The organism is Vibrio alfacsensis (assembly GCF_019670485.1).
Classification (GTDB): Bacteria; Pseudomonadota; Gammaproteobacteria; order Enterobacterales; family Vibrionaceae; genus Vibrio; species Vibrio alfacsensis.
Window position 1 is genome coordinate 771,949 of sequence record NZ_AP024165.1, and the last position, 16,594, is coordinate 788,542.

Genomic DNA, 16,594 nt, shown 5'->3' on the forward strand with positions numbered 1-16,594 from the left:
AACTTCTTTTAGAGGAATCAATAATGAAAAAACTAGCAGCGGTAATTTCAGCGACACTACTTATGGCATCTGCAGCACACGCAGAAGTGTACGTGGGTGGTAAAATGGGTAAATCATGGATGGACGACGCTTGTGTTGCTGGTCATGCATGTGACAAAGATGGTTCTACGCTAGGCGCTTTTGTTGGTTACGAAATGAATGACTACTTGTCTGTAGAAACTGGTTTCGAAAACTTAGGTGATTTCGACCAAACTGGTTTTGGTGGCCATGTTGAAGCGATTACACTTGCACCAAAATTCAGCCTACCAATTACTGAAGATATCGCACTTTACGGTAAAGTTGGTGGTGCCTACCTAATGACTGAGGGTAAAAACGATTACTCTTACCTAGGCGCAGCAGGTGTTGAATTTAACGTTAGCCATAACGTAACAGCACGTGCGGAATACCAAACAATCACAGACATCAACAACGATGTGGTTAAAGCTGCGGGCAACACAGCAACACTAGGCGTATCATTCAAGTTCGGCGGTAACGATGAAGTTGTCGTTGAAGAAGAGCCAGTGGTAGCAGAAGTCGTTGAAGAAGTGGTTGTTGCGCCAGTTGTTGTAACTAAAACTTTCGAAACTCAAACAGTTGGCACTGATAGCTTTGCTTTAAACAGTACAGAGCTTAGCGCAAACAGCGCTGATAAACTGAACGATCTTGTTGCATTCCTAAATGAATACCCACAAGCAAATGTTGATGTGATTGGTTACACAGATACGTCTGGTTCAGCGGCATACAACCAAAAAGTATCAGAGAAGCGTGCTGAGTCAGTGGCTCATGCTCTAGTAGCGAAAGGCATTGATGCTTCACGTATCCACGCTCGTGGTGAGGGTGAAAACAACCCAATCGCTTCTAACGATACTCGTGAAGGTCGTGAGCAAAACCGTCGTGTTGAAATCGTAGTCCCTGAGTTTGATTACCAAGTTCAACAGTAAGAGTATGGTTATCGCCAATAAACGTATTTATTAGCGAATCATTGACAGAAATATTTTCGCCCCAAAGTGTTCGCACTTTGGGGCTTTTTGTTGCAGTTAATCTTATCAACTCACCTACCTGTCAGTTTAAGAGAAGTAGGCGGTTGTAGTAGGTAAGATTATGGCATTATTTTAGATCTATGCTGCTCAGCCGTCCCATAAAGGTTAATATTTCTAAGTTATCTTTGTGTGCATCAAGCAGCGCTTTCTTCGTCTGCATGTATGCCGCTAATTTTCCGTACTTGTTGATGGAACGAACAACCGTTTTGTATTTGTATTCGCCAGCTTCATCAAACTCACGCCATTTCGCGATATAACACGTGTCACGGTTGTCTGGGTTTTCGAGCGTAGGATTGGGTTTATGGACGATCTTTGGTTCAACGCTGTGCGGTAGGCGAGTCATTAAGTATGGATCTTTTAATAGTCGACGCCAAAATTTTCCCCACATTTCGCTGCCTAATTCATTGCGCAGTTTGATGGCTTTTTTGAGTCCTTTTTTTTCACCAATACGCACAAAGCCGACTGAACGATGCAAGACGGTATCTTCAGGTGTGTGAATATGAATCTTATAGGCAGTCTTGCCTTTAGATATAAAACGGTGACCCGTATTTGTAATTAAATTGCTCTTAGACATAATGCTAACTAATACTTCTATTAATAGCTGAAAGGGTAAGCAAAACTCATAGATAATTAAAGTAATAAAACATAAAACTGTAAATAGTGTGGGCGCGAATTCTTTTTGGGGCGAGAAAGTGAAAAAGCTCACTTGCAGAGAAAACCGTACTTCTAAAGAAAACCGCACTTACAAAGCCCTTTCACTTACAAAGAAAAGGGGGCTTCAAGTTATATATCCAAGTGGCGTCAAGGTACAGGATTCAGTGGTACGCCCCTGAGACTATTTAGGGATAGAAAAATATTAATTTTGCTAATATGTGAGTGGCGCCCCCAGTAGGATTCGAACCTACGACCTGTCCCTTAGGAGGGGACTGCGCTATCCAGCTGTGCCATGGGGGCGCGAAATTTAATGTCTATGATATTAAAAATCTATCTTATTAAAAAGCAATGTTATTAAAAACTAAGCAGTTAAAAACTACGCAGTTAAAAACATCGCAGTAAAAAAAACAGAGTTGTTAAAAACCGAGATTAATAAAACTTAAGTCACTAGACCATTAACCGGTAAAAAAACAGGCCCAAGACAACGAGCGATGAGTTTTACTCAATAATCTTATTCAACACATCGCCAATTTGAACACTTGATGCGAGATTTGGTTGATCAATAGTGAGCTCCGCTTCGTGTTCATAGACGCGTGAAACCGTCATTGTAATTTCGCTTTGAGAGACTTTATTGCGTGGCAGTCCACTTTGGTCGATAAACGATGCGGTGTGCCAAAGTTGGAGTTTATCACCATCTTTTACCCCGTGCATGCGACCAAGATCGATAGTGACTGTGTTACCAAACACCGCAACCACCTCTGGAAGGGTGATTTTGCAAGAGAGTTCGGATTCTAAATCCAACATGATGTTACGGCTAACGCGGAGCATCATTTCCCCATAGGTAGAAGCCCAAAAGCGAGCACTGCTGGTATCAACTTGGCTGGTTTTTGCAAATGGCCAACGCGCGACTTCACGGTAATTTTTGTGGTACACCTCATGACCAGTCTTGCCATCGTAGACTTTCATTTCCAAAGCAAATTGGCGATTGATCACATCGTCTTTCAGTAATTTTGCATCAATGGTTGCCGTTAGGTCGGTGATTTCACCGCCAATAATGTACTGGGCCCCATTATCTTGTGCGATCATAGTAGTGCGTTCTGGATGGCGACTATTGATCGAGTAATCGGTGGTACCGACGGATACAAAGCTTCGCGATGTTTGGTCTAACTGACGATTGATGACTTTACTGAAATCATCTCCTACACGATAGATTTGTCCCATCACGGCCTGCTGAGGCGAAATGACATCGATGTTTCCAACGAGAACCGTTTTCTTGTACTGATTCACGTGGCAACCCGTTGCCGATGGGTAAATGTCCACACGAATCCTTAACTCCATTTTGCCGCTGCGTTTTCGTTCTGATTCGACAAGAATGTAGCGGACTTCATGGTTGGTAAATAAGTATTCTTTGCGGTTCTCTTCAAGTAAGGGCATTAAGTTACTGATACTGCCAATATCTGCACCTGAAAAGTTAACCGCTTTAAATAGTGCATCTTCTAAAGCGTGTAATCTTGCCGCCTCATCAGAAGATACAATTGTGGCAACGCCGGTCACTTCATACCAAGAGGCAGCCGCACGAAAGGGCAGAAGAAGTATCAAAGCAATTGAAATGGTGCTCAAAAATAATTTTTTCATGGTTTATGACCGTTTGGGTATAGATATTGCTTTACCAATTTCAATGAAGTTTGGTGGCTTGTTGTCTGTTTGATTGCAAGAAGAAAAGCAAAGACTGTTCCAAGATTACGTTTCTTCAGTAGAGATGCAATGAAATAGCAGTCACACCTAAGATTATCTGGAGAATCAAACCATGAAAAGATGGCTTGTTGCCGCATCGATGATGACGCTATTAACATCGTGTGCGTACTCACCGATTTACAATGGTAAAGAACCGTATTCCGGCAGCCAATTTATGCTGATGGACAGTCCTCGCCATACGATGGACTTCTTTATTGAAAGCATGACCGAAGAGCTGATGGTATCGAATGTTGCTGTTTCATCGCGCACGCCGATTGCGATCACTTCTTTTGTTGATCTGCAAAATATGGATGCTACCAACTGGTTAGGTAATTCGGTGTCTGAGGGATTTATTCACCAGTTTCAACGCCGTGGTTTTAAGGTGGTTGATTTTAAAACGACGGGTTCAATCCAAGTGACACAACAAGGTGACTTTGCCTTAAGTCGTGATTGGCAAGATCTTGCTCAAGAACAGCAAGTTCAATACGTTCTGACAGGCACAATGCTGCGCCAAGAGGGCGGGGTTTTGGTGAATGCACGAGTTGTGGGTATGCAAAGCCGGATTGTGGTGGCAACAGCACAGGGCTTCCTGCCTGCCGATCGTATTGGCCGTGATTTAGATACACTCAACAGTATTCGCACTCAAGATGGCGTACTTATTCGCTCTGATCCAACGATCCGTCAACCGTATACCGTGATTCTCCGCCCGTAGGAAAACAACATGAAAAAGTTATTATTTATAGTAGCGACATTGGTGCTAGTGGGTTGTCAGCCACTGCAACAGATGCGACAAGATGAAATTTTAGTGGCGGTGGGCTACGCAAGCGTCAGCGAACAAACGGGCCGTACGGTTGAAGAAAAACGTGTTCGCGCAATGCGTGCATCAAAGATCGATGCTTACCGAGAACTTGCTGAGCAGGTGTATGGTATGCGAGTCAGTGGCCGTGCGGAACTTGCCGATCAGCGTTTGGGTGAAGAAAGTACGACTGGTGCCGTGGATGGTGTGATTCGTGGCGCGGAAGTGGTGCGCAGTTACTTAGTCGAAGACAGTTATGTTACAGAACTGCGCTTAGATATCCGTAAAATGGATAAACTTCGCGACTATGGAGAAGTGCAACAAGTGCCTGAGAAGCGTCAGCAGACTTTGTTCTAGTACTATTTCGTTCTACAACAATTTCGTTCTAGTACCGCTTCGTTCTACTACTACTTCACAAACAGATAATCTATTTGAGCGGCAGGTTGGCAACAATCGGTCGCTTTTTTATGCGCGGTACTTTTTTTTTGTGCTCGGTGCATTTTGTGCATGTTCGATGCTTTTGGCTTTTGGCTTTTTGGTTATAGGTTATTGGCTAGAGATTAGCGTTTACTGGCTGAAAGGTGGTTTCGATAGGTTTTGATAGATCGTTAAGTCGTGGGGGTAACGGAAAGCATTACGCTTTGATGTTGGTGCCTAAAGTAGAGATGGTGTGTGTTTTTCCACCAGCGTTGTACGTCATGCCGATTTTGCCATGAGTGTGTTGAAGCATGTTGTTGAGTTTATTGAAGCTCAATTGCGCGCGATTAAGCGATTCACCATTTGATTGATTGACTTGTTGGCAATCCAAAACGATCGATTGAATCTTCGCGACAACCTGACTTAGGTTTTCATCTTCGGTAAGTTGATTGACATGCGGGTGAGAGGCGATTCGCTGATCAGTGGTTCGCAGTTGATCAATGAGCGTCATTTTTTCTTTAGCCAGCTTTTCAATCTCAGCAGAGACACGTGCGGTGATCGCTTGTGTTTCTTGGCGCAAAACATCAGAAAGTGCCTTAGCATTTTCTAATTGAAAGTTCACCAGATCGACTAATGCTGCCATAAATACTTACCTTGAGCCTAAGTCAGTTAGCTGTCGCTGTGCAGTTCGTTTTCAAACTTGATGATGTTGTCAGCCAGTTTCTCTGGATCAACTTTGTAAGAACCGTTCGCAATGGCTTCTTTTATTGCTGCGACTTTAGCGGTGTCATACGCTGGTGAAGCTGCCATATCCTGTTGGAGTTTACTGACGGCTTTACCTTGTTGGCTTAGTGATACCGCATCTTGTTGAGCTGGCGCTCTTTTTGATTCTGTCGCGCTAGATGCCGAAGAATCGTTACGCGCAGGCGCACGACTGGTCGTCGTCATCATTTGTCCTGAGCGTATGTTGTCTATACCTGCCATATTTCAACCTTATACTTGAATCGTAACACTGGTATCCAGATTATCGACGGTGAGCAAAAGAACTTTAGTGTTTTTTTGCATTTTAATTGGTTTTTTGCACTTTGATTAGAGACGCTAAGCCATACGAATTAAAGCAGTTAAAAAGTCACCGTAATTTCTGCAATACCGGTTACTATTCCCTCTATTATACGTTGAGACTTATCATTTTTCACTCTTACTTGATCACCGGATGATCCGTCTTGAAGGGCTGTGCCTTGTGTTGTGATCGTCATGCCTGATTTTATGGCTTTTATCGTCACTTTTTCATTGCGGCACACGACACAGACGTCATTACGTTCGACTACGTCACCCAAGCGCACGTTGCGCTTAAGTTTTGAGCCCACGACTTGTTCGTAGTTTGTAAAGCCGTCTTTACGAAAACGTTGCAGTTCTATCATGGAGGTAGTGACATCGGAGGCGCTGATGATCTCGCCTCGACCAAGTTGTCGAGTAGAAACGATCATGGGTACGGATGCTGAGATCCTGACAGGGACATACACTTTCCAATTATCGGCAACACACTCAACGAGAACATTAATGTTACTTCTTGTGCTACTGGTTGATGATGCCGAAGTTTCAAGTGGTTCAGGGCAATCGGTGGCTTTGATACGTGGATCAATATTTGCCGCATTGGCTGATAATTCTCCTCCCGCTGGTTGCTCTAGCGTGCTAAGAATGTGCTGTTCTGCAGCGGTTTTAATTTGGTCAAGTTGGCTTTCCGTTGCTGAATGAACAAAAAAGCTAAACATACTGAGCATAATGCCGATAGACTTAGCGTACTTTATAAAGACCGCTCTACATATTGTCATGGTTAATGGTGTCGACATTATATTATGGTGCGCCATACTGTTTCCTTGGTATTATGCCTGCCAGTGGTAGAGTATCATTTAAAAACAAAAAGTTTGAGATGGAGTTGAGCATATGACGGGGATTCTTGATTCGGTGAATCAGCGTACGCAACTCGTCGGCCAGAACCGATTGGAGCTATTGACTTTTCGGCTGATGGGACGACAGCGCTACGGTATCAACGTATTCAAAGTAAAAGAAGTGTTGCAGTGCCCTAAGTTGACCATGATGCCAAATCTTCACCGATTGGTGAAAGGTATTGCTCACATCCGTGGCCATACCGTATCTGTTATTGACTTGAGCTTGGCTATCGGCGGTCGCCCAACGACGGATATTGACAAATGTTTTGTTGTGATTGCGGAGTTCAACCGCACTATTCAAGCATTTTTAGTGTCTTCGGTAGAGCGTATTATTAATATGCATTGGGAAGCAATTTTGCCACCACCAGATGGTGCAGGCAAAGCTCATTACCTAACGGCAGTGACGAATATCGACAATGAATTGGTTGAGATTCTCGATGTAGAAAAAATCTTAGCTGAAATTGCACCAGTTGATGAAACCATGGATTCGAGCATTGGTGAAGAGATCGCCGTAGCAGAACAAGCGAAGCCAATCGTAAGACGCATTTTAATTGCGGATGACTCCACCGTTGCTCGTAAGCAAGTTGAACGTGCTATTACTTCAATTGGTTTTGAAGTTGTCTCTGTGAAAGACGGCAAAGAAGCGTACAATAAGCTCCTCGAAATGGCTCAACAAGGCAGTATTTACGATCAAATTTCATTGGTTATTTCTGACATAGAAATGCCTGAAATGGATGGATATACATTGACGGCCGAAATTCGCAGAAATGCGGAGTTGAAAGATCTTTATGTTATTCTCCACTCCTCATTGAGTGGTGTTTTCAACCAAGCAATGGTTGAACGCGTAGGAGCTAACAGCTTCATTGCAAAATTTAACCCAGATGAATTGGGTAACGCGGTTAAATCTGCATTAACACAATAAAAGAGACATTAATGACTGCTATTACAATCAGTGATCAAGAGTATCGTGACTTTAGTCGTTTTCTGGAATCACAGTGTGGCATCGTGCTTGGCGACAGCAAGCAATACCTTGTACGCAGTCGTCTGAGCCCGTTAGTATCAAAGTTCAATTTAGGTTCTTTATCTGACTTACTGCGCGATGTTGTCACCGGACGCAATCGAGAGTTACGCATTGCTGCGGTGGATGCCATGACGACGAACGAAACACTGTGGTTCCGAGATACTTATCCGTTCACGGTTTTAGCTGACAAACTTTTACCTGAAGTGGCTGCAAGTAAACGTCCAATCAAAATTTGGTCTGCTGCTAGCTCTTCCGGGCAAGAGCCATATTCGATGGCAATGACGATTCTGGAAACGCAGCAACGTAAGCCAGGGTTATTGCCAAGCGTGTCGATCACGGCAACGGATATTTCTGCAAGCATGTTAGATATGTGTCGCGCGGGTGTATACGACAACCTCGCATTAGGACGCGGTCTTTCGCCTGAGCGTCGCCGTATGTTCTTTGAAGATGCTGGCGATGGCCGCATGAAAGTGAAAGACAATGTGAAACGGTTGGTGAACTTCCGCCCGCAAAACCTAATGGACAGCTATGCTCTATTGGGCAAGTTCGATATTATTTTTTGCCGTAATGTGCTGATTTACTTCTCACCAGAGATGAAGTCAAAAGTGCTTAACCAAATGGCAAACAGCCTCAACCCGGGTGGTTACTTACTACTTGGGGCATCAGAATCACTGACAGGTTTGACGGACCGATTTGAAATGGTGCGCTGCAATCCAGGCATTATTTATAAATTAAAATAATCGCCCCCTAAATAGCGGATTATTCATTTTGCTCACAAAGCCTGACCTTGCGCCAGGCTTTTTCTTTGTTTTCTCTTTTCTTTTTATTACTTCGCTTCTTAATTTCCTTATCTCATCATTCAACACGTTTTTACCCAATTCAAACAATAGGGTGTATATTTTGAAAGGATTGAGCTGATTACTCGATTTGATATGACATTCTATTAATCAGTCTGGCTTGTTACTCGCTTGGCTTATTACTCGCTTGGCTTTTTACTTGCTTGGTTTTTTACTTGCTAAGTAACGACTTAAAAGCAAAGCGAGTTGAAGTAATGGACCAGCAGCAGGGGCGTTGTTTTAGCTTTAACTTTAGCTTTAGCTTTAGCTTCAGTTTTTGGCACGCTACTTGCTATTTAATTGTTAGTAACGGTCAGTTCTTAATGTAGAGGCGCAAATGGCTATATCTTTTGACAATGCACTGGGCATCCATCAACACACAGTGGGTGTACGTGAGCGTAATGCGGAGGTGATTTCCACCAACATCGCACAAGCGAACACACCGGGTTATAAATCAAGAGGTTTAGACTTTGCTAAGGAATTACAGGCGGCAACATCTGGGGCAAGTATTGGTCTTAGCCGTACAGATGGTCGGCATATTCCTGCCACTGCAACGTTGACTGGGGATAAGTTATATCGCCTTCCAACACAACCTGATACGGGTGATGGCAACACCGTTGATTTGGATTTAGAGCGTAATTTGTTTATGCAGAACCAAATTAGACACCAAGCATCACTCGACTTTTTAGGTGGCAAATTCAAGAACTTAACCAAGGCAATCAAGGGACAATAATTTAGATGAGCTTATTTAACGTTTTTAATGTGACTGGTTCTGCAATGAGCGCTGAGTCTGTTCGTCTGAATACGACCTCAAGCAACTTGGCGAATGCGGATAGTGTCAGCAGCTCTGCGAAAGACACGTACAAAGCGCGCCATGCTGTCTTTGGTGCTGAGTTAAGTAACGCCATGCGTGGCGGTGATACGGTGCCAGTGAAAGTGTTAGGTATTGTGGAAAGCGATAAACCGCTAAGTGCGGAGTACAACCCAGATCACCCACTCGCGAACGAAGAGGGTTACATTTATAAACCTAACGTTAATGTGATGGAAGAAATGGCAAACATGATTTCAGCTTCTCGTGCATACCAAACCAATGTGCAAGTGGCCGATTCAAGTAAACAAATGCTGCTGCGTACGCTGCAGATGGGTCAATAAGGATAAGGGGGTAGCGTATGGCCGGAATTAATAACGTTGGTCAAAGCGGCTTGTCCTATCTCGACCAGCTTAAAAGTTTACAAGAGAACAAGAAAACTGAAGAGAGCACAGGTAAGCAGGACCTAAAACAGGAAGACTTCCTATCTTTGCTCACCAAGCAATTGTCTCAACAGGACCCTTTTAAGCCGGTAAGTAACGACCAAATGATTGCCCAAATGGCATCATTTGCGACCGTTGATGGCATTGGCAAGATGAATTCTCAGTTTGAGAGTTTGAACTCATCAATGACATCAAACCAAGCGTTACAAGCTTCTTCTTTGGTAGGACGTGACGTATTGGTTCCTGGCGCGGCGGGTGTGAAGCAAGATAACGCCACGATGGCGGCAATGGTTAAGCTAACGCAACCTATCGACAACTTGTTTGTTCGTGTGGAAAACGAAGCTGGCCAATTGGTTCGTACTTTTGAGGTAGGTGCGAAACCCGCTGGTGACACTCGAGTGCTTTGGGACGGAAAAGATGAAAGCGGAAATCCAATGCCTGCTGGTAAATACAATGTGAAAGCATCGGGATTGGTAGAGGGCGCATCGCAAGAGTTCCCTGTTTCTACTTACGCCAATGTAAATAGTGTATTGCTAGGGAAAGGCGACGGAAACGTATTACTCAATTTGGCTGGTTTTGAATCGCCAGTTCGACTTGCAGAAGTTTTGGAAGTTGGCAAAGCGTAATCGATAGCCGCCCAGATTAGGAGAATTTAGAATGTCATATGTATCTTTAAGCGGGTTGTCCTCCGCTCAATTGGATTTGAACACCACCAGTAATAACATTGCGAACGCCAACACATACGGCTTTAAAGAGTCGCGTGCAGAGTTTAGCGATGTGTACTCAAACTCTTTGTTTACCAACTCAAAAACTACCCCAGGTGGTGGTGCGCAAGCGAACCAAGTTGCGCAGCAGTTCCATGAGGGATCGAGCATTTATACGAACAACCCAATGGATTTGCGTGTTGCGGGTTCTGGCTTCTTTGCCGTCGCGAAAGACCGAATGGTGCCGCAACAAAATGAAATGACGCGTAACGGTGCATTTCATTTAAACAAAGACAACTACATGGTGACAGCAAATGATGAGTTTTTGCTCGGTTATCAAGTAAATAAAGACACTGGTGAAGTGACATCTTATGAGCCTCAACCACTAAAAATTCCAGCTGAATTTGGTAAACCAAAACAGACGGCGAATATTGAAGTGGGGGTGAACCTTCCTGCAAATGGCGATTTGAAAGATCCTACACAGTTTGATTTTTCAGACCCAGATACATACAACCGTTCGACTTCTTCGACCATTTATGACTCGATGGGTCAGTCTTACAAGTTAACGACGTACTACTTGAAAGACCAAACTCAGCCAAACACTTGGCAAACGTACTATACCGTGACAGATAAAGCGGGTGAAAAGCCACTCAATATTGCTAACGGTGACGCAGCAACACCTACGGGGCATGTTGGCCACACTATGAAGTTTAACAACGATGGTACGTTGGCAAGCTTGAATAATGGCCAACCGATTACTTCGGTAGCATTGGGCGATCCTGCAAGTAACCCTGCGCCAATTGATTTAAATGGTGCAGACGCAATGCAAACATTGAACTTAGGTTTGGATTCGGCAACGCAATTTGCTGCGCCATTCGAACTGACTAAATTTGATGAAGACGGTGCAACAACAGGCTTCTTAACGAAGATCGATTTTGACGAAAACGGCAGCGTATTGGGTACGTACTCAAACGGTGAAAACGTAACATTAGGCCGTGTAGCACTAGTACGTGTTCCTAATGAGCAAGGTCTAGATAAGAAAGGCGGCACTCAGTGGGATTCAACGCAGTTCTCAGGTGATAAGATCTGGGGTGAATCAAACAAAGGTTCTTTCGGTACGATCAACAACGGTATGTTAGAGCAGTCAAACATTGATATGACTCAAGAGCTGGTGGACCTGATCTCTGCTCAGCGTAACTTCCAAGCAAACTCACGTGCGTTAGAAGTTCATAATCAGCTGCAACAAAATATCCTACAGATTCGCTAGTACGCTAGCCCGATAATCTGTTTGATCAAGCGAGACGAGTTGTTGCCGTTATTGCTTGATAACATCATGACATTCATCTGATGCTCAACCTGAACAAACCTCACTTCGGGTTGAGCATGTTTTGATCTCTCACTTGCCGCAATTGCCGCTTTGTGGATCAAAGTTTTGCCTCTCCTGCGATTTATCCCTCTTTATTTTTTCTCAAACGTATCTTCTTGCAGTCAAGTTTTTGATTAATAACGTTATTTTAATATTGGCATAACTCTTGCTTTTTTACTCCTTGTACAGAGACTTTTGGAGTAATTTATGGATCGCGCACTGTTTCTCGCAATGAGTGGCGCTAAGCAAAATATGCAAGCCCTACAATTGCGTGCCAACAACTTGGCAAACGTGAGTACAACTGGCTTTCGTGCTGATTTAGCGCAAGCTCGTTCGATGCAAGCTTATGGTGATGGCTTACCGTCACGCGTATTCAGCATGACAGAACGTCCGGGGCACAACTTTGCTCAAGGCAGTGTGATCACAACCGGTCGCGATCTTGATATTACGGTTGAGGGCAATGGTTGGATTTCTGTTATGGACCAAACCGGCAAAGAGGGTTTAACGCGTAACGGTAATTTAAAAGTCGATCAAAATGGCTTGCTAACTAACGCGAGCGGTCATGTGATTTTGGGTGAAAATGATGCGCCAATCACCCTGCCAATCCCTGTATCCAAAATCGAAATCGGTCGTGACGGCACCATCTCTGTACTGCCTCAAGGTGCGCCGGCTGAAGAACTGGAAGTGGTTGATCGTATTAAGCTTGTGCGCACAGACGATCAAAATTTGTTTAAAGATACCAATGGCTTATTCCGCCATAAAACTCCAAACCAGCCTTACGAAGCAGACGGCTCTATCGGTATCCAAACGGGTGCGATTGAGGGCAGTAACGTCAATGCCGTAGGTGAAATGACCGCTCTGATTGACCTACAACGTCAGTTTGAAATGCAGGTAAAAATGATGAGCACCGCTGAAGAGATGGATAAATCTTCAGATTCATTGCTTCGTATGAGTTAACAGAGTTAGAGGTTCACAATGCATCCAGCACTATGGGTAAGTAAAACGGGTTTAGATGCCCAGCAAACCAATATCGCAACGATTTCAAATAACTTAGCGAACGCCTCAACCGTCGGTTACAAAAAGAGCCGAGCGGTATTTGAAGATTTGTTTTATCAGAACATCAACCAACCAGGTGGTCAGTCTTCTCAGAATACTGAGCTTCCAAGTGGTTTGATGCTGGGTGCGGGCTCTAAAGTGGTCGCGACGCAAAAAGTACACACGCACGGTAACGCACAAACCACCACTAACGCGCTCGACATGATGGTGGAAGGTGATGGTTTCTTCCAGGTGACGTTGCCAGACGGCAATATTGGTTATACCCGTAATGGTCAGTTCACGCTAAACGGCGAGGGTACATTAGTAACGGCTGGCTCTGGCTACGCAGTTGAGCCTGAGATCGTGATCCCAGAAGATGCGATTTCTATTACGGTTGGTACCGACGGTGAAGTATCTGTTCGTATTCGTGGTGAACAAAACAACGTGGTTGTGGGTCAGTTAACGATTACCGACTTCGTAAACCCCGGTGGTCTTGAGCCAATCGGCCAGAACCTTTACCTACCAACGGGCGCGAGTGGTGACCCACAAGAAGGCGTTCCTGGTCTAGATGGTTTGGGTGAGATTCGCCAATCCATGCTTGAAGCTTCAAATGTGAACGTAACGGAAGAACTGGTCAACATGATCGAAGCGCAGCGCGTTTACGAAATGAACTCAAAAGTGATCTCATCTGTCGACAAGATGATGAGCTTCGTGAACCAACAACTGTAATGACTAGGATTTAAGGAGCCAATGATGAAGCGTTTTTCTCTACTTGCACTTATTGTCACAATGTCGGGTTGTGCGATGCTAGAACCGATTGAAACCGATGAGGTGACTCAAGCGACCACAGTGGTGGATGCCGTTGAGGGTGATAAGTCGAAAGAAGAGAACAGTGGCATCATTGACACTTTGCGCGGTAGGACCGATCCGCTGGCTGGCGATCCTGCTTGGGCACCAATTCACCCAAAAGAAAAACCAGAGCACTATGCTGCTGCGACAGGCTCGCTATTTAGCGCTGAGCATATCACCGACCTTTATGATGACTCCAAGCCACGCGGTGTGGGTGACATTATTACCGTCACGTTAGATGAAACCACGCGTGCGACGAAAAGTGCGAATGCTGATCTTTCTAAAACCAACGATGCGAAGATGGAGCCTTTGTCTGTCGGTGGTCAAGAGCTGCAAATTGGCGGCAAATACAACTTTTCCTACGATCTAAACAACACCAACACCTTTGCGGGCGACTCTTCTGCGAAACAGAGCAACAGCATTAGCGGTTACATCACAGTAGAAGTCATTGAAGTACTGGCAAACGGCAACCTTGTGATCCGTGGTGAGAAGTGGATGACACTGAATACTGGCGATGAGTACATTCGTCTAAGTGGCACCATTCGCCCAGATGACATCAGCTTTGATAATACGATAGCGTCAAATCGCGTCTCTAATGCAAGAATTCAATACTCTGGCACTGGTCTACCACAAGATATGCAAGAGCCGGGATTCTTGGCACGATTCTTTAATGTAGCCTTGTAAGACACCGCATCGACGGCAATTTGACAGCAAGAGATTAAGTAACATGAAGAGAGTCCTATTAGCACTGTTGAGCGTTGCGCTATTTGCAACCACAGCCCAAGCCGCACGTATTAAAGACGTCGCGCAAGTGGCAGGTGTGCGTAGCAACCAACTTGTGGGCTATGGCTTGGTTTCTGGCTTACCGGGAACGGGAGAATCTAACCCGTTTACAGAGCAAAGCTTTGCGGCAATGCTGCAAAACTTCGGCATTCAAATGCCGCCTGGCACAAAACCGAAAATCAAGAACGTTGCCGCAGTTATGGTAACAGCTGAGTTGCCTCCGTTTTCAAAGCCGGGCCAGCAAGTCGATGTGACGGTTTCTTCTATCGGCAGTGCAAAAAGCCTGCGTGGTGGCACCTTGCTACAAACTTTTCTAAAAGGTCTCGACGGCCAAGTCTATGCGGTCGCACAAGGCAACTTGGTGGTAAGCGGTTTCAGTGCTGAGGGCGCGGACGGTTCTAAGATCGTCGGCAATAACCCAACCGTCGGTCTTATTTCTAGTGGGGCAACGGTAGAGCGTGAAATTCCCAACCCATTCGGTAGAGGTGATTACATCACCTTTAACTTACTAGATTCTGATTTCACCACCGCGCAGCGATTGGCAGATGCGGTAAATAATTTTCTTGGTCCACAAATGGCAAGTGCCGTTGATGCCACTTCTGTGCGTGTGCGAGCTCCGCGTGACGTTAGCCAACGTGTGGCTTTCTTGTCGGCTATCGAAAACCTAGAATTTGATCCCGCAGATGGCGCAGCAAAGATTATCGTTAATTCTCGTACTGGCACGATCGTTGTTGGTAAGCATGTCCGTCTGAAACCTGCTGCGGTGACGCATGGTGGTATGACAGTGGCAATCAAAGAAAATCTCAATGTAAGCCAACCAAACGGCTTCTCGGGTGGTCAAACGGTTGTTGTGCCTGACTCAGATATCGAAGTGAATGAAGAGAAAGGCAAGATGTTTAAGTTCGAACCGGGCTTGACGCTTGATGATTTGGTACGTGCCGTCAATGAAGTTGGCGCAGCACCGTCGGATTTGATGGCTATCCTGCAAGCGTTGAAACAAGCAGGTGCCATTGAAGGCCAGTTGATTATCATCTAATCGATTAGGAGGCAAACTATGGTTAACAATCCTAACGATATCGGTTTTATTCATGATATCAGCTCTCTGGATACCTTGCGCCAAAAGGCGGTGAAAGAGGGCAAAGAGGGAGAACAAGAAGCGCTACGTGCAGCGGCGCGTCAGTTTGAATCCATTTTTACCTCGATGATGTTGAAATCGATGCGTGAGGCAAATGAAGGTTTTGAATCAAACTTCATGAGCAGCCAAAACGAAAAATTTTACCGCCAGATGTTAGATGACCAAATGGCGAGTAATTTGAGTGCTTCCGGCTCAATGGGTTTAGCTGATATGATTGTTGCCCAATTGAGCGTAGGCCAGGGCGATGACAAGAGCGAAACGACGATGCGTGATGCGGCAAATACTGCGGTAGAGTATCGTCGAGTGGACACTAAGAAAGCACGTGAGATAGAGCAACGCTTGATTGAATCGGGTCAGCTAAATCGCTCAACGTCAGAAACAACGCGAGCAGGATCTGAACCCTCACGATTTGATACACCAGAATCTTTTGTTCATTCAATGAAGCCATACGCAGAACGTGCAGCTAAAGCTTTGGGTGTTGAACCGTCACTATTGCTTGCTCAAGCTGCGCTAGAAACCGGTTGGGGACAAAAAGTGGTGAAGAACGCGCGTGGCAGCAGCAACAATCTATTTAACATCAAAGCGGATCGTAGCTGGCAAGGTGATAAAGTGACCACTCAAACACTTGAGTTCCACGACAATACACCTGTAAAAGAGACCGCCGCGTTCCGTTCTTACTCGAATTACCAAGACAGCTTTAACGACTATGTTCGCTTCTTGAATGAGAACCCGCGTTACGAAACGGCTCTCCAGCAACGTGGTAATTCAGAGTCTTTCATCCGTGGTATCCATAATGCGGGGTACGCAACGGACCCCGATTACTCAAATAAAGTACTGCAAGTGAAGCAGAAAATTGAGAGTATGTAATTCAATCCGATCTTGGATGCTTAAATACTTTTTGAGAAGGCTTGCCACAGTGCAAGCCTTTCTTTTTGTACGCTTTCTCGCCCGCACTTAAACTGGCACACCTTTTGCTAATTGCTAA

At 44.9% G+C, this 16,594-nt stretch carries 19 protein-coding genes and 1 tRNA gene; 14 read left to right on the forward strand and 6 right to left on the reverse strand.

Translation table 11 applies throughout. The annotated features are described in order from the left end of the window. Window positions 1-23 precede the first annotated feature (23 nt). On the forward strand, window positions 24-980 hold the full coding sequence (locus VA249_RS03625) for an OmpA family protein (RefSeq protein ID WP_221068949.1): 957 nt from the start codon (window positions 24-26) through the stop codon (window positions 978-980). Window positions 981-1,146: 166 nt separating this feature from the next. Here VA249_RS03625 and VA249_RS03630 read toward each other — a convergent pair whose 3' ends face one another. The 3 genes from VA249_RS03630 to VA249_RS03640 all read right to left on the reverse strand — a co-directional run bounded on the left by VA249_RS03630 (window position 1,147) and on the right by VA249_RS03640 (window position 3,368). Then, entirely contained in the window at window positions 1,147-1,653 is a 507-nt protein-coding gene (locus VA249_RS03630) for a Fe3+-citrate ABC transporter substrate-binding protein (RefSeq protein ID WP_164837212.1), read from the reverse strand. 303 nt (window positions 1,654-1,956) lie between these two features. Continuing rightward, a tRNA-Arg gene (locus tag VA249_RS03635) sits at window positions 1,957-2,033 on the reverse strand. Between the two features lie 198 nt (window positions 2,034-2,231). Continuing rightward, the gene (locus VA249_RS03640; RefSeq protein ID WP_221068951.1) at window positions 2,232-3,368 is read right to left on the reverse strand and encodes a flagellar assembly protein FlgT; all 1,137 of its coding nucleotides are present in this window, start codon (window positions 3,366-3,368) and stop codon (window positions 2,232-2,234) included. A gap of 172 nt (window positions 3,369-3,540) precedes the next feature. On the opposite strand from VA249_RS03640, the gene VA249_RS03645 reads away from it, so the two are divergent. Continuing rightward, a complete protein-coding gene (locus VA249_RS03645; protein WP_128811409.1) occupies window positions 3,541-4,179 on the forward strand; it encodes a FlgO family outer membrane protein in 639 nt (212 codons plus the stop codon). A 9-nt stretch (window positions 4,180-4,188) separates the two neighbouring features. Beyond that, a complete protein-coding gene (gene flgP / locus VA249_RS03650) occupies window positions 4,189-4,620 on the forward strand; it encodes a flagellar assembly lipoprotein FlgP (protein ID WP_128811408.1) in 432 nt (143 codons plus the stop codon). A gap of 277 nt (window positions 4,621-4,897) precedes the next feature. On the opposite strand, the gene VA249_RS03655 is transcribed toward flgP, so the two are convergent. From VA249_RS03655 to flgA, 3 genes are all read right to left on the reverse strand, one after another. Beyond that, window positions 4,898-5,323 carry a flagella synthesis protein FlgN gene (locus tag VA249_RS03655; RefSeq protein WP_128811407.1) on the reverse strand — a complete coding sequence of 142 codons (426 nt, stop codon included), beginning with the start codon at window positions 5,321-5,323 and terminating at the stop codon, window positions 4,898-4,900. A 26-nt stretch (window positions 5,324-5,349) separates the two neighbouring features. Continuing rightward, window positions 5,350-5,664: a flagellar biosynthesis anti-sigma factor FlgM gene (gene flgM, locus VA249_RS03660; protein ID WP_221068962.1), complete on the reverse strand. Its 315-nt coding sequence runs from the start codon at window positions 5,662-5,664 to the stop codon at window positions 5,350-5,352. Between the two features lie 137 nt (window positions 5,665-5,801). After that, window positions 5,802-6,548, reverse strand: a complete 747-nt coding sequence (gene flgA, locus VA249_RS03665; RefSeq protein WP_221068964.1) for a flagellar basal body P-ring formation chaperone FlgA — start codon at window positions 6,546-6,548, stop codon at window positions 5,802-5,804. Between the two features lie 76 nt (window positions 6,549-6,624). Between flgA and VA249_RS03670 the strand changes: the two genes are divergently transcribed. The 11 genes from VA249_RS03670 (at window position 6,625) to flgJ (ending at window position 16,476) form a co-directional block, all read left to right on the forward strand. After that, window positions 6,625-7,551, forward strand: a complete 927-nt coding sequence (locus tag VA249_RS03670; RefSeq protein WP_221068966.1) for a chemotaxis protein CheV — start codon at window positions 6,625-6,627, stop codon at window positions 7,549-7,551. Window positions 7,552-7,562: 11 nt separating this feature from the next. Further along, window positions 7,563-8,390: a protein-glutamate O-methyltransferase gene (locus VA249_RS03675; protein WP_221068967.1), complete on the forward strand. Its 828-nt coding sequence runs from the start codon at window positions 7,563-7,565 to the stop codon at window positions 8,388-8,390. A 433-nt stretch (window positions 8,391-8,823) separates the two neighbouring features. Continuing rightward, window positions 8,824-9,219 carry a flagellar basal body rod protein FlgB gene (gene flgB, locus VA249_RS03680; RefSeq protein WP_128811402.1) on the forward strand — a complete coding sequence of 132 codons (396 nt, stop codon included), beginning with the start codon at window positions 8,824-8,826 and terminating at the stop codon, window positions 9,217-9,219. Between the two features lie 5 nt (window positions 9,220-9,224). Further along, window positions 9,225-9,638: a flagellar basal body rod protein FlgC gene (gene flgC, locus VA249_RS03685; protein ID WP_128811401.1), complete on the forward strand. Its 414-nt coding sequence runs from the start codon at window positions 9,225-9,227 to the stop codon at window positions 9,636-9,638. Between the two features lie 17 nt (window positions 9,639-9,655). Continuing rightward, on the forward strand, window positions 9,656-10,363 hold the full coding sequence (gene flgD, locus VA249_RS03690; protein WP_128811400.1) for a flagellar hook assembly protein FlgD: 708 nt from the start codon (window positions 9,656-9,658) through the stop codon (window positions 10,361-10,363). 31 nt (window positions 10,364-10,394) lie between these two features. Next, complete coding sequence (flgE, locus tag VA249_RS03695) at window positions 10,395-11,708, forward strand: flagellar hook protein FlgE (protein WP_221068969.1); 1,314 nt, start codon at window positions 10,395-10,397, stop codon at window positions 11,706-11,708. A gap of 306 nt (window positions 11,709-12,014) precedes the next feature. Beyond that, window positions 12,015-12,764, forward strand: coding sequence for a flagellar basal body rod protein FlgF (locus VA249_RS03700; RefSeq protein ID WP_128811398.1), 750 nt, complete (start codon window positions 12,015-12,017; stop codon window positions 12,762-12,764). Window positions 12,765-12,782: 18 nt separating this feature from the next. Continuing rightward, on the forward strand, window positions 12,783-13,571 hold the full coding sequence (flgG, locus tag VA249_RS03705; RefSeq protein ID WP_211919828.1) for a flagellar basal-body rod protein FlgG: 789 nt from the start codon (window positions 12,783-12,785) through the stop codon (window positions 13,569-13,571). A 24-nt stretch (window positions 13,572-13,595) separates the two neighbouring features. Then, window positions 13,596-14,375 (forward strand): flagellar basal body L-ring protein FlgH, encoded by a 780-nt coding sequence (flgH, locus tag VA249_RS03710; protein ID WP_221069797.1) that lies wholly within the window; start codon window positions 13,596-13,598, stop codon window positions 14,373-14,375. A 43-nt stretch (window positions 14,376-14,418) separates the two neighbouring features. Then, entirely contained in the window at window positions 14,419-15,510 is a 1,092-nt protein-coding gene (locus tag VA249_RS03715; protein WP_221068971.1) for a flagellar basal body P-ring protein FlgI, read from the forward strand. A gap of 18 nt (window positions 15,511-15,528) precedes the next feature. Beyond that, window positions 15,529-16,476, forward strand: coding sequence for a flagellar assembly peptidoglycan hydrolase FlgJ (gene flgJ / locus VA249_RS03720; RefSeq protein WP_221068973.1), 948 nt, complete (start codon window positions 15,529-15,531; stop codon window positions 16,474-16,476). The last annotated feature ends 118 nt before the right edge of the window (window positions 16,477-16,594 follow it).